The sequence below is a fragment of the Pseudomonas thivervalensis genome (assembly GCF_001269655.1).
GTDB classification, from domain to species: Bacteria; Pseudomonadota; Gammaproteobacteria; order Pseudomonadales; family Pseudomonadaceae; genus Aquipseudomonas; species Aquipseudomonas thivervalensis.
In genome coordinates, this window is record NZ_LHVE01000012.1 from 267249 (window position 1) to 280934 (window position 13686).

The following is a 13686-nucleotide window of genomic DNA, read 5'->3' on the forward strand; positions in this document are numbered from 1 at the left end:
GTTCAGACTGCCAATACGAGGGAACAGCGAACCGTCGATGCGCCTGTCGAACAGACGCATGACATGAGTGTAGGAAGTTTCTGAAGAATTTCCTGGCGGGCTTGCGGTTGTTTTGTAGGAGCTCCTACACGGCGGCGAGCAACCGATCGCGCACCGCACGAGCCTGCCCGCGATGGTTCCCGTGCTCATACAACGAGCCGGCAATCTCATCGGCACGCACCGGCAGGATCGACAGCAGGGTGTCGCTCAGGCCATGGCTGGCCTGGCAGAAGCCCTGCATGTAGATCGCCGCCTTGCAGCGCTCGTCGGTGATCAGCTTGTAGTTGCGATCCACCTCGAAATCCCCCAGGTACTGCGCCAGTGGCTCCAGCAGGGTGCGGTGCATCTGCCGTTCGTAACCGGTGGCCAATACCACGGCGTCATAACGGCGCACCGTCAGCTCGCCGGTGGCGTTGTTGCGCACCGCCAGTTCCACGCCGGCGTCGGTGGCCGTGGCTTTCTCGATCGTGGTGAGAGTGCGGAACGCATGACGGGCGATGCCGGAGACTTTCTGGCGATAGAAAATCCCGTAGATGCGTTCGATCAGGTCGATGTCCACCACCGAATAGTTGGTGTTGTGGTACTCGTTGACCAGGCGCTCGCGCTCGCTGTGGGGTTGCTGGAACACCAGGTCGGTGAACTCCGGCGAGAACACTTCGTTGACGAACGGGCTGTCATCCGCCGGCTTGAGGGCCGAGCCGCGCAGGATCATGTCGACCTGCACCGAAGGGAAGCTGTCGTTGAGGTCGATGAAGGCCTCCGCCGCGCTCTGCCCGCCGCCGATGATGGCGATGTTCATCGGCTGGCCCTGCACGCACGGCTGGCTCGCCATGCGCTCCAGGTACTGGGAATGGTGGAACACCCGCGCATCATCCTTGAATGCCTTGAACGCCTCGGGGATGCGCGCGGTACCGCCGGCACTGACCACCAGCGAGCGGGTGGTGCGGACCAATTCTTCGCCCTGGGCACCGCGGGAAATCACCCGCAGGGCTTCGACCTGCTGGTTATGCAACACCGGTTCGATACGCAGCACTTCCTCGCCATAGCGGCTCTGTTCGGTGAAGTGCCCGGCCACCCAGCGCAGGTAGTCATTGAACTCCATGCGGCACGGGTAGAAGGTGCCGAGGTTGATGAAATCCACCAGGCGGCCATGGTGCTTGAGGTAATTGACGAACGAATACGGGCTGGTGGGGTTGCGCAGGGTCACCAAGTCCTTGAGGAAGGAAATCTGCAACTCGCTCTGGGTCACCAGGGTGTTGCCGTGCCAGCGGTAGTCGGCCTGCTTGTCGAGGAACAGCACGTCCAGTTCACCCTGGACCGGCCCCCGCTCCTGCAGCGCGATGGCCAGCGCCAGGTTCGAAGGGCCGAAGCCAATGCCGATCAAGTCGTGAACGATGGGCGATGCAATTGCCTGTGTCATGTCCAGTGTCCTCTGGAAAAGCCCCTCAACAGGGCACGAAAAGCCTGGGGAACCTGACCGGCGTTCGAGGCGCCGACAAGTCGTCTGTTGAGAGGAACGAGGACAATGAAAAAAAATTTACCGCCGGGTGACCGGCGACGATCGAATCAGGGCGCGTCCCACTGTCGCACGCGAACGCGGCAGTGCTTCATGGCGTTGACGATGTGCTTTTCCACCAGCGCCCGGGAAATGCCCAGGCGCTCGGCGATCTGCGGGTGGGACAGGCCTTCGAGCTTGCGCAACAGGAAACTCTCGCGGCACAGCGGCGGCAGCTCGGCCAGGGCACGCTGCAGCATGTCCAGGCGCTGGCCATGGTCGAGGCTGATGTGGGGCGACGGGGTGAAGAAGCGCTCTTCACTGTCCAGCACATCGAGGGATTCGACCTGGCGCAGCGTATTGCGCCGGTGCCCATCGATCACCAGGTTCAGCGCCGTGCGGTAGAGGAACGCCCGGGGCTGTTCGATAGGCGTATCGCTGGCGCGCTCCAGCACCCGCACATAAGCGTCATGCACCACATCCTCGGCCGCCTGGCGGTTGCCTAGCCTGGCGTTCAGGAAACACACCAGCTCGCGATAGTAGTTTTCCAACATGACTCCCGTGCGCAGTGACTGCGACAGCTATCCCTGTGCCACCCGGCATGCCTGAAAAGGCATGGCACGATAGTGGCAGATTCAATCGCGTAATTTATAGTAATTCTCATATAGATTTAAAGCGTTGGTTTGTATCAAGGCAGATTCGTTCATTTCTACTGGTGCCGAGCCAATCGCTTTTGTGGCGAGGGAGCTTGCTCCCGCTGGACTCGGTAGGAGCTGTCGAGCGAAGCGAGGCTGCGATCTTTCCGCTGCCAATTGAGTTCGAAGCGAAAGATCAAAAGATCGCAGCCTCGCTTCGCTCGACAGCTCCTACAGTAAGTATTTCATCCCGCTAAATTCCCGCCCGGAACGCTCGTCTACCAGAACAGCCTCCCGTCCCGGCCCTCCGTGCGACGGGCCCGATATCACCGGCCGGAACCCTGCATGAAACGTCCCCGCCCTACCCGACGCGCCTGGCTTCTCACCTTCGCCCTGCTTCCGGCCGTGGCCTTCGCCGCGTGGCAGGCAGTCGCGCCAAGCCGTGAGTCCCTGGTCACTGCCCCCGTCACCCGGGGCGATATTGAAAACAGCGTCACCGCCCTGGGCACTTTGCAACCGCGGCGTTATGTCGACGTCGGCGCCCAGGCGTCCGGACAGATCCAGAAGATCCATGTGGAAGCTGGCGACGAAGTGCGTGAAGGCCAACTGCTGGTGGAAATCGACCCGTCCACGCAAAAAGCCAAGCTCGACGCCGGGCGCTTTTCCATCGAGAACCTCAAGGCCCAGCTCCAGGAACAGCGCGCCCAGCACGACCTGGCGCAGCAGAAATTCCGTCGCCAGCAGCAGCTCAAGGCCGGCGGCGCCACCCGCGAGGAAGATGTGCAGACCGCTCAGGCCGAAGTACGGGCGACCCAGGCACGCATCGACATGTTCCAGGCCCAGATCCGCCAGGCCCAGGCCAGCCTGCGCAGCGACGAGGCCGAGCTGGGCTACACGCGCATCTATGCGCCGATGAGCGGCACCGTGGTCGCCGTCGGCGCCCGGGAAGGCCAGACCCTCAACGCCCAGCAGCAAACCCCACTGATCCTGCGCATCGCCCGGCTGTCGCCGATGACGGTCTGGGCCGAAGTCTCGGAAGCCGACATCGGCCACGTCAAGCCAGGCATGACCGCCTACTTCACCACCCTGGCCGGCGGCAACCGGCGCTGGAGCAGCACCGTGCGCCAGATCCTCCCGGTGCCGCCGCGCCCGCTGGAAGCCAGCCAGGGTGGCAGCCCCACCGGTGGGCGCAGCGGCAGCGAGCGGGTGGTGCTCTACACCGTGTTGCTGGATGTCGACAACGCCGACCGCGCCTTGATGACCGACATGACCGCCCAGGTGTTTTTTGTTGCCGCCCAAGCCAAGGACGTGTTGACCGTGCCCATCGCCGCCTTGCAGGAGGCCGGCCAGGTGCAGGTGCTGGCCGACAATGGCGATGTCCAGCCACGCACCGTTCGCACCGGCGTGAGCGATCGGCTGCGTACCGAAATTCTCGACGGCCTGAGCGAAGGCGACCAGGTGCTGATCGGCCCGGCCAGCGGCAGCGGAGGCTGAATGAACACGCCCCTGATCGAACTGCGGGACATTCGCAAGGCCTACGGCGGTGGCGACAGCCCTCGGGTGGAAGTGCTACGCGGCATCGACTTGTCCATTCATGCTGGGGAATTCCTGGCAATTGTCGGGGCGTCCGGCTCCGGTAAATCCACCTTGATGAACATCCTCGGCTGCCTCGACCGCCCCACCCGTGGCGAGTACCGTTTCGCCGGCGAAGACGTCGCCGGCCTCGGCAGTGACGAACTGGCTTGGCTGCGGCGCGAAGCCTTCGGTTTCGTGTTCCAGGGTTATCACTTGATTCCTTCCGGCACCGCCCAGGAAAACGTCGAGATGCCGGCCATCTATGCCGGCACCTCCGCCGCCGAGCGCCACGCCCGAGCCAGCGCCCTGCTCGAGCGCCTGGGCCTGGCCAGCCGCACTGGCAACCGCCCGCATCAGTTGTCCGGCGGCCAGCAGCAGCGGGTGTCGATTGCCCGGGCCTTGATGAACGGCGGCCACATCATCCTCGCCGACGAACCCACCGGCGCCCTCGACAGCCAGAGCGGCATCGAGGTCATGGCGTTGCTCGACGAACTGGCGAGCCAAGGCCACGTGGTGATCCTGATCACCCACGACCGCGAAGTGGCGGCCCGGGCCAAGCGCATCATCGAGATCCGCGATGGGTTGATCATCAGTGACAGCGCCACCGCTTTGCCCCACGACGTGCAAGCCAATCCAAAGGCATTGCAAGCCGTGGACCTGCGCCAGCGCCTGAGCGCCGGCAGCGAACACAACGGCGCCTGGAAAGGTGAGCTGGTGGACGCGGTGCAGGCGGCATGGCGGGTGATGTGGATCAACCGCTTTCGCACCGCCCTGACCCTGCTCGGCATCGTCATCGGCGTGGCCTCGGTGGTGGTGATGCTGGCCGTGGGCGAAGGCAGCAAGCGCCAGGTCATGGCCCAGATGGGCGCGTTCGGCTCGAACATCATCTACCTCAACGGCAGCGCGCCCACGCCGCGCGCCGCCAAGGGCATCATCAGCGAATACGACCTGGCCGCCCTCGCCGCCCTGCCCGAAGTGCAGCGCATCATGCCGGTCAACGGCGCCGAAGCCAGCGTGCGGTTCGGCAACCTCGACCACACCAGCTACGTCGGCGGCAACGACACCAATTTCCCGATCATCTTCAATTGGCCGGTGGCCGAGGGCAGCTACTTCAGCGAGGCCGACGAACGCAGCGCGGCGGCAGTGGCGGTGATCGGCCACAAGGTCCGGCAGAAACTGCTCAAGGACGTCGCCGACCCCATCGGCCGTTACATCCTGATCGAGAACATGCCGTTCCAGGTGGTCGGCGTACTGGCGGAAAAAGGCGCCAGCTCCGGGGATTCGGACGCCGACAATCGTGTCGCCATCCCTTACTCCGCCGCCAGTGTGCGGCTGTTCGGCACCCGTCATCCCGAGTACGTGGTGATTGCCGCGCGGGACGCCGGCAAGGTCAAGGAGGCCGAACAGGCGGTCTCCCGCACCCTGTTGCGCCTGCACGACGGCAAGCAGGATTTCGAGCTGACCAACAACGCCGCGATGATCCAGGCCGAGGCCCGCACCCAAGGCACGCTGTCGCTGATGCTCGGGGCCATCGCGGCGATTTCGCTGTTGGTGGGCGGCATCGGCGTGATGAACATCATGCTCATGACCGTGCGCGAACGCACTCGCGAGATCGGCATCCGCATGGCCACCGGCGCCCGCCAGCGCGACATCCTGCGCCAATTCCTCACCGAAGCGGTGATGCTCTCGGTGGTCGGCGGCCTCGCCGGCATCGGCCTGGCCCTGCTGGTGGGCGGCGCCTTGCTGCTGGGCAAGATCGCCGTGGCCTTCGAATGGCTGGCGGTGTTCGGCGCCTTCGGCTGCGCCCTGGTCACCGGCGTTGTCTTCGGTTTCATGCCCGCCCGCAAGGCCGCCCGCCTCGACCCGGTCGCGGCCCTCACCAGTGAATGAACCCTACTTTATGAAAGCGCACCTGACCCTCCTGGCCGCCAGCCTGTTGCTGGCGGCCTGCGCCACCCCGGCGTCGGCACCGGACAGCGGCATCCAGCCGCCATCGACCTGGCAGAATCTTGATACGCCCAGCGCCCGAGCGGATAACCAGCAATGGTGGACACACTTCGGCAGCCCGCAATTGAACCGTTTGATCGAACAAGCGCGCCTGGACAGCCACGACCTGGCCGCCGCCATGGCCCGGGTGCGCCAGGCCCAAGCCAGCGCGGTGATTGCCGGCGCGCCGTTGTTGCCAGCCGTCACGGCCGGGCTCAACGGCAATCGCCAGGAATTGTTGCGCGGCAAGGGCTACAGCCAACTGGACGTCGACCGGGATAACCGCACCATCGATTACTACGACGCCAACCTCAGCGCCACCTATGAGCTGGATTTCTGGGGTGGCAAGCGGGCGGCCCGGGACAGTGCGCTGAAGACCTTGGCGGCCAGCCAGTTCGACCGCGCGACGGTGGAGTTGACCCTGCTCAGCGGCATCGCCAACAGCTACACGCAGGCGCTATCCCTGCGCGAGCAACAGCGCATCGCCGAACAGAACCTGGACAACGCCCAGCGTGTGCTCGACCTGGTCCAGACCCGCTACGACGCCGGCAGCGCCACGGCCCTGGAACTGTCCCAGCAAAAAAGCCTGGTGGCGGCCCAAGAGCGCCGGTTGCCCCAGGTGCAGCAACAGGCCCGCGAAGCGTTGATCACCCTGGCGACGCTGCTGGGGCACCCGGTGCAGTCGGTCACACTCGACGACGATAATTTCGACCGCCTGCACTGGCCCGCCATCGATGCCGGCGTGCCCAGCGACTTGCTGCGCCGCCGCCCGGACATCGCCGCCGCCGAAGCACGCCTCGCCGCCGCCCAGGCCGATATCAGCGTGGCCCGCGCCGCCATGCTGCCCACCATGACCCTGGGCTTGAGCCTCGGCACGGGTGCCGACATCGCCGACCAGTTGCTGCGCAACAACGTCTACAACCTCACGGCCGGCGTCGCCGCTCCGATCTTCAACAACGGCCGCCTGAAGGCCGAACGGGACAAAGCCACCGCCCGGCAAGAGGAGCTGCTGGAGCTCTATCGCGCCGCCATCATCAACGGCTTCGCCGACGTCGAAAAAGCCCTGAACGGCATCCACGGCCTGGACCGTCAGCGGCAATGGCAAAGCGAAGAACTGCACCAGGCCCAGACCGCCTTCGACATCGCCCAACGCCGCTACCAGGCCGGCGCCGAGGACCTGCTCACCGTACTGGAAACCCAACGCACGCTATATGCCGCCCAGGACATGAACGTGCAATTGCGATTGGCGCGGGTGCAGGCGAGTGTGGCGTTGTACAAGGCGTTGGGTGGGGGTTGGCGGGTGATGTAGGCCCCAGGCTCATCTTTCGATCGTTCCCACGCTCCGCGTGGGAATGCCTCTACGGACGCTCTGCGTTCGGCTCTCTGGGACGCGGAGCGTCCCCGGCTGCATTCCCACGCGGAGCGTGGGAACGATCAGTAATGGTGTTCGGCTTTGGTTCTGTTTATCGGGCCATGTAGGACTCCCGAGCGAGGCTACGTTGCCTTGCGTCATTGCCTACAACTACGCCAGAATCCGCCGGCTTGTGCGCTTGGCACCCCATCGATAACTTGTTCCCTGTCACTGCCCATCAGTGATCGGGTCTGCAAGCCCGACGAAATACCAGGCGCATAGCCACAAGCCAATCGACACATCCGTGTCGCTCAATGGCGGCTGTGTGCGGGAGACCTTCGGGTCTGCCGGGTTCCTGGTTTCCCGGTCTTGCAGACCCGCGCATAGCTGCCACCCATCATCTGCAAGTGATGTATGGCAGCGCCCTTTGAATAATCAGGAGCTGCACCATGTTCAAGATCACCCCCAATCCCCCCGAAGACGATTCCAAAAAACTCGACGAAGCCGCCGACCGCGCCCTCTCCTACTACCTCGACCCCAAGCCTGAAAAGCCCACGCCATCACCGGGCCAGTTGTTCACCGTTGCAGAGAGTGCGGATTTGGAATGCCTGCTGGCCAACCTCAGCGAAACCCTCGCCTCGGTCAACGTCATGGCCAACGAACTGGCCTTTGATCTGGAAGGCGCACGGCGGAGTTTTGCCTTGGGGATCCAGCAGATGGTCGAGCTGAGTGAACTGCTGGCGAACCGGGCCCTGGACATCGCCGCGCCGCGCTAAGCACCCGCCTCATTGTGCTGAGCTACGTCCCGTAGGAGCTGACGAGTGCAACGAGGCTGCGATCTTTCCCCTGACGCTTGAGTCCCAAGCGAAAGATCAAAAGATCGCAGCCTTCGGCAGCTCCTACAGGGTACAGCCCAGCGGGAGCAAGCTCCCTCGCCACAAAAGCAGCCATCTATACAGCCCGAGCTTGATCGTTCCCACGCTCCGCGTGGGAACGCAGCCAGGGACGCTCTGCGTCCCAAAGAGCCGAACGCAGAGCGTCCGTAGAGGCATTCCCACGCAGAGCGTGGGAACGATCAGTATCCAGCTAGGAAGGGTTAAACCGGCTTGGACTTGAGATTACGCGCATACCAAGGCCGCTGCGGCACGCGGCGGAACAGTTCGGAGAGCTTCTTGTCATCGCTGCCGAAGGTGATGCGCAACGCCAGCTTCATGGTTTCCGGGTCCATCTCCACCGAGCGGCCCACCTGCAGCCCCGGCGTGGTGCTGCAACCGTGGGTGTCCGGGCCCAGCCAGGGGTCGGCGATTTCGACCCAGCGGCCCGGGGCGAACCAGGGCACGCCGTTGACGTCGAGCCGGCTCACTTCTCCCGGATGGAAACGGTCGTGGGCACGGAACCAGTCTTCGAGGCGGTCGTCGATCCAGCCGTGGAAGGCCCAGAACACCGGGCTCACGTGGGAGGAAAACGGATCACCGAGGAAGTCGTTTTCCGGGGCATACCAGCGCGCGGCGAAGTCCGCCGGGTCGCGGGCGAACGGCACCGGGTGGCCGTTGGACGGGTCACGGGGCACCGAGGCCCAACGCATGTGCAGCCAGTCGTGCAGGCCCAATTCCACTTCCGAACCGAACTGGCCCAGGGTCAGTTTCGACAGATAGCGCGGGTCGCGGTAGCGCGATTCCCAGACCTGGAAATTGCTGTGATAGGTCTCGGCGGTCTTGATGTCGCTGACCCACTGGGCGTACTGCTCGTCGCCATCGGCCAGCCAGGTCGGCGGCAAGGCCGTGCCGTCGTGGTTGTCGAGGTAGCGGGCGAACCCCAGGCGATCGCGTTCCAGTTCCGGTTGCGGCAAGGGGAAGCGCGGCCACGACGGCAGCGGTTGGAACGAGCGTGCAGTGCCGAGCATGTGCCGGTGCATGAAAAAGAAGTCCACGCCCGAGCCGTTGCGATCCTTGCGCGGGCCGCGGGCGTCACGTTCCTGATCCCGTGGGCCGGGCTGCCAGCCGATGCCACGCAGGGCATTGCGCTTGTCCTCGTCCAGGGTGTGCCATTTGTCCCGCGAGGCGTGCCAGAGCTGGTGAAACAGCCGATGCTCGGGCGATACCAGCCAGGCCAGCAACGCCGGATTCAGCGGCGTGCGTTCCCGGGCCTCGGGGAAGCGCTGCTTGACGGCGATGAAATGATTGTCCTGCTCAGGCAACGCCAAGGGACGGTCCAGGCGCAACACGCGACCGCTGAGGGTAGCGCTGCCGGCATTGCCGAAACCGGCCCAGACTTCGTCCAGGGTCATGATGAATTCATAGTCCGGCGCATCGCGTTGGGTTCCTATCAGCCGCCAGCCCAGTTGCTTCGGGTCGGTGCCGGCCAGGTCGCCCAGCACCCGGTAACGTGGTTCATCGGCACCGCGCAAGCGTTCAGCGGTGTCGAGGTAACCCACCAGGCCACGGCCCCTCTGGCCGATATCGAGGAAGACCTGCAGGTCGTCCCGGGGCAAACCTTCGAGGCCGGCGTCGCGGCCGGTGAAACGGATCGTCCAGATACCCCGCAACGTATCGGCCCGGCGCTGGCCCGCCACGTCGGCCACGTCGAACGAGGCCTCGCCGGGGGTGATGGTCGGGTCCGGTCGGGTCAGTTCGCGATGCCCGTAATACACCGCAGGCACGGCGGCACCGGTCAGCGCCAGGCCTGCCATGAACCATCGTCGAGAAATCGTCATTGCCTTACCTGTGTCCAGCCCTGGAGCGGGCTTTATCCAAGCTAGAACGAGGGGTGGGCTGACAAATTTATAGGCAGCTGTGAGGGCCTCATCGCGAGCAGGCTCGCTCCCACAGTGGATTTGAGTACCTTCGCCAGAAATGGGTGGGTTTCAAGGCCGCCTAAATTTCCCGCCCGATCACTCGTTCTCCCCAGATAGCAAAGGCCCCGCGCCTGTCCTTCCAAGGCGAATCTGACTGAGATCGGCAATGACAACACCTCGTTCGAAAAAGGCTCTTTTCATCGGCCTGCCCCTGGCCCTGGCCCTGGCGTTGGCCGTAGGTGCTGGCGTCGCGGCTTGGGACCATTGGTGGCGGGACAACCCCGGCTACCCGGTCAAAGTGATGAAGGAGGCCAGGGAGTTGCACGAACGCTTGCTGTCCTTCGACAGCCACATCACCGTGCCGCTGGATTTCGGCACCGCCGGCAATGAAGCCGACAAGGACGGCAGCGGCCAGTTCGACCTGGTGAAAGCCAATCGCGGCCATCTCTCTGGCGCCGCGCTGACGATCTTCGGCTGGCCCGAGCTGTGGAACGGCCCCAACGCGCCGCACAAGCCCACCGCCGGTTTTGTCGAAGAAGCACGCAACCAGCAGGAAGTGCGCTACAAGATCATCACCGGCCTGGTCCGGGACTTTCCCAACCAGGTCGCCATCGCCTACACCCCAGATGATTTCCGTCGCCTGCACGGCGAAGGCAAGTTCGCGATCTTCATCAGCATGCTCAACGCCTATCCCCTCGGCCACGACCTGAGCCTGCTGGACCTGTGGACGGCGCGGGGCATGCGCATGTTCGGCTTCAGCTACATCGGTAACAACGACTGGGCCGACTCCTCCCGTCCGCTGCCGTTCTTCAACGACTCGCCCGACGCCCTCGGCGGCCTGTCGGACATCGGCAAGCAAGCGGTGACGCGCCTGAACGACCTGGGCGTGATCATCGACGTGTCGCAGATGTCGACCCAGGCCCTGGAGCAAGTCGCGCAACTGAGCCGCACGCCACTGGTGGCCTCCCATTCGGCGCCACGGGCGATGGTCGACATTCCGCGCAACCTCAGCGACAAGGAAATGCAACTGATCAAGGCCAGTGGCGGCGTAGTACAGATCGTCGGCTTCTCCCAGTACCTGCGCCCGCTGACGCAAAAGACCCAGGACAAGCTCAACGCCCTGCGCGAACGCTTCGACCTGCCGCCGCTGCCCAACCTGGCGATGGCGCTGATGCCCGGCGATCCGATCATCGCCGCGTGGCCGGAACAGAAGTTCGGCGAATACGCCGGCCAGCTCTACGGCATCCTCGAAGAGGAACCCAAGGCCAGCCTCAAGGACCTGGGCGACGCCATCGACTACACGGTGCGCAAGATCGGCATCGACCACGTCGGCATCAGTTCGGACTTCAACGAAGGCGGCGGTGTGAAAGGCTGGGAGAACGTCGGCGACATCCGCAACGTCACCGCCGAACTGCTGACCCGCGGCTACTCCGAAGCCGACATCGCCAAACTGTGGGGCGGCAATTTCCTGCGGGTCTGGGACCAGGTCCAGAAAGCCGCCCGCCCCGCCCTCGCCTCGACCCAGAAGGCGGTCCAGCCATGAATGAGCGTCGCACGTTCCTGAAGCAGGCCGGGATCCTCGCCGCCGGCCTGCCGCTTGTTGCCAGCCTGCCCGCCACGGCCAGCGCCGATCCCCTGCCACCGCTGCCCAAGGACAAATGGGCGCAGTTGCGCTCGTTGTTCAACCAGGACCCGGACTACCTGCATTTCTCCAATTTCCTGGTCACCACCCACCCGCGCCCGGTGCGCGAGGCCATCGAAAAGCACCGCGCAGCCCTGGACAAGAACCCGGGGCTGTTGATGGACTGGGACCTGGGGGTCACCGAAGAGCGCGAGGAAAACGTCCGTACCTGGGCCGGCCGCTACCTGCAAGCGAGCCCGAAGCAGATCGCCCTCACCGGCAGCACCACCGAAGGCCTCTCGATGATCTACGGCGGCGTCCACGTGGCGGCCGACCAGGAAATCCTCACCACCGCCCACGAACACTACGCCACCCACACCATTCTCGACCTGCGCACCCAAAGGACGGGAACACGAGTGCGCAAGATCAAGCTGTTCGAAAACGCCCACGACGCCAGCCACGAACAGATCCTCACGGCCATCGACCGCAACATCCGCCCCGAAACCCGCGTGCTGGGCATGACCTGGGTGCACTCGGGCAGCGGCGTGAAGTTGCCGGTCGACAAGATCGGCGCCCTGGTGGACAAGCACAACCAGGGCCGCAGCGACGAACAGCGGATCATTTACGTGGTGGACGGCGTGCACGGTTTCGGCGTCGAAGACCTCAGTTTCCCCGCCATGAATTGCGACTTTTTCATCGCCGGCACCCACAAGTGGATGTTCGGCCCACGCGGCACCGGCCTGGTGTGCAGCCGCAGCGAAGAGCTCAAGTACGTCACGCCGATCATTCCAACGTTCTCCGAGGCCACGGCGTTTTCCACCGTCATGACCCCGGGGGGCTACCACGCCTTCGAGCATCGCTGGGCAGCCGACGAGGCGTTCAAGTTGCACCTGCAACTGGGCAAGGCCGAGGTGCAGGCGCGCATCCATGCCCTCAACAGCTACTTGAAGAAACAGCTGCTGGCACAACCGCAGATCGAACTGGTCACCCCGCTGAGCCCGGACCTGTCCGCCGGTTTCACCTTCTTCCGGGTCAAGGGCCGCGACAGCGATGAGGTCGCCGCTTACCTGATGAAAAACCGCGTGGTCGCCGACGCCGTGCATCGCGACGCGGGACCGGTGGTCCGGACCGCGCCGGGGCTGCTCAACACCGAAGCCGAGATCGATCGCTTCATGGGGTTGCTGGGCAAGACACTCTGAACCTGACTGATCGAGAGAGATGGATGAACAGTTTTTCGCTGAAGCTATTCCCGGCACTGGCCCTCACCGCCCTGCTGCCCTCCGGCGCCGAGGCGTCGCAACCGGGCCAGGTCTTTCGCGACTGCAAGGACTGCCCGGAAATGGTCGTGCTGCCCACCGGCACCTTCCAGATGGGCACCCCGGACGACGAAGTGGGACGCGAGCCCGACGAAGGCCCGCTGCACCCGGTGACGTTTGCCAAGCCGCTGGCGATCAGTCGTTTCCAGGTGCTCAAGGGCGAATGGTTCGCCTACCTGCGCGACACCGGCTACACGATGCCCGACGGCGATGAGCGCCCCGGTCGGGCGTGCAAGGCCGGCATCCCGGACTACCAGGGCAGCGACCCGCGCAAGCAGTACACCGACCGACACCCGGCGGTGTGCATGGATTTCGCCGAGGCCAATGCCTACGTGGCGTGGTTGTCGAAAAAGACTGGCAAACAGTACCGGCTGGTCAGCGAATCCCTACGCGAGTATGCAGCTCGTGGCGGTAGCACCGGGCCGTTCCCCTTCCCGTTCGATGAAGGCAAGGACTACAGCATCGCCCAGCACGCCAACACCTACGGCGCGGCCGACGGCTACAACTTCACCGCCCCGGCCGGCAGCTTCGCGCCCAACGCCTTCGGCGTGTACGACATGCACGGCAACATCTACGAATGGACCGCCGATTGCTACAACGAAAACTACGTGGGCGCCCCGAGCGATGGCAGCGCCTGGCTGACCGGCAAGTGCGAATTCAAGCGCATCCGCGGCAATGATTGGGGCGAAGCGCCGGTGTTCTCCCGCTCCGGCAACCGCAACGCGCTGGTGCCAGGCAATCGGGGGGACTGGATTGGTTTTCGGGTGGCGCGGGATATGTAGATCAACCTGCCACCTGAAAACCCGCTTTTGTGGCGAGGGAGCTTGCTCCCGCTGGGCCGGTCCGACGCTTCGGGCGCAGCGACCCCAAGATT

10 protein-coding genes are annotated in these 13686 nt (G+C 64.5%); 7 read left to right on the top strand and 3 right to left on the bottom strand.

The features are described from left to right. Nucleotides 1-124: 124 nt before the first annotated feature. A complete protein-coding gene (locus AD659_RS17605) occupies nucleotides 125-1459 on the bottom strand; it encodes a lysine N(6)-hydroxylase/L-ornithine N(5)-oxygenase family protein (protein ID WP_053123544.1) in 1335 nt (444 codons plus the stop codon). Nucleotides 1460-1605: 146 nt separating this feature from the next. After that, entirely contained in the window at nucleotides 1606-2088 is a 483-nt protein-coding gene (locus tag AD659_RS17610; RefSeq protein WP_053123546.1) for a sigma-70 family RNA polymerase sigma factor, read from the bottom strand. Nucleotides 2089-2514: 426 nt separating this feature from the next. Here AD659_RS17610 and AD659_RS17615 point away from each other — a divergent pair, with 426 nt between their 5' ends. From AD659_RS17615 to AD659_RS17630, 4 genes are all read left to right on the top strand, one after another. Beyond that, entirely contained in the window at nucleotides 2515-3663 is a 1149-nt protein-coding gene (locus tag AD659_RS17615; protein ID WP_053123548.1) for an efflux RND transporter periplasmic adaptor subunit, read from the top strand. Further along, a complete protein-coding gene (locus AD659_RS17620; RefSeq protein ID WP_053123550.1) occupies nucleotides 3664-5634 on the top strand; it encodes a MacB family efflux pump subunit in 1971 nt (656 codons plus the stop codon). Between the two features lie 10 nt (nucleotides 5635-5644). Continuing rightward, nucleotides 5645-7039, top strand: a complete 1395-nt coding sequence (locus AD659_RS17625) for an efflux transporter outer membrane subunit (RefSeq protein WP_053123552.1) — start codon at nucleotides 5645-5647, stop codon at nucleotides 7037-7039. A 491-nt stretch (nucleotides 7040-7530) separates the two neighbouring features. Beyond that, complete coding sequence (locus AD659_RS17630) at nucleotides 7531-7857, top strand: DUF6124 family protein (RefSeq protein WP_053123554.1); 327 nt, start codon at nucleotides 7531-7533, stop codon at nucleotides 7855-7857. A 320-nt stretch (nucleotides 7858-8177) separates the two neighbouring features. Here AD659_RS17630 and pvdP read toward each other — a convergent pair whose 3' ends face one another. Continuing rightward, nucleotides 8178-9794 carry a pyoverdine maturation tyrosinase PvdP gene (gene pvdP / locus AD659_RS17635; protein WP_053123556.1) on the bottom strand — a complete coding sequence of 539 codons (1617 nt, stop codon included), beginning with the start codon at nucleotides 9792-9794 and terminating at the stop codon, nucleotides 8178-8180. A gap of 247 nt (nucleotides 9795-10041) precedes the next feature. Between pvdP and pvdM the strand changes: the two genes are divergently transcribed. Genes pvdM through pvdO form a run of 3 tightly spaced genes read left to right on the top strand, consistent with a single transcriptional unit; the run spans nucleotide 10042 to nucleotide 13594 of the window. After that, a complete protein-coding gene (pvdM, locus tag AD659_RS17640) occupies nucleotides 10042-11418 on the top strand; it encodes a pyoverdine-tailoring dipeptidase-like protein PvdM (RefSeq protein ID WP_053123558.1) in 1377 nt (458 codons plus the stop codon). Then, a complete protein-coding gene (pvdN, locus tag AD659_RS17645) occupies nucleotides 11415-12695 on the top strand; it encodes a pyoverdine-tailoring periplasmic protein PvdN (protein ID WP_053123560.1) in 1281 nt (426 codons plus the stop codon). The genes pvdM and pvdN overlap by 4 nt, the downstream gene beginning before the upstream one ends. Nucleotides 12696-12718: 23 nt before the next feature. Next, complete coding sequence (pvdO, locus tag AD659_RS17650) at nucleotides 12719-13594, top strand: dihydropyoverdine dehydrogenase (RefSeq protein WP_053123562.1); 876 nt, start codon at nucleotides 12719-12721, stop codon at nucleotides 13592-13594. Nucleotides 13595-13686: the final 92 nt, after the last annotated feature.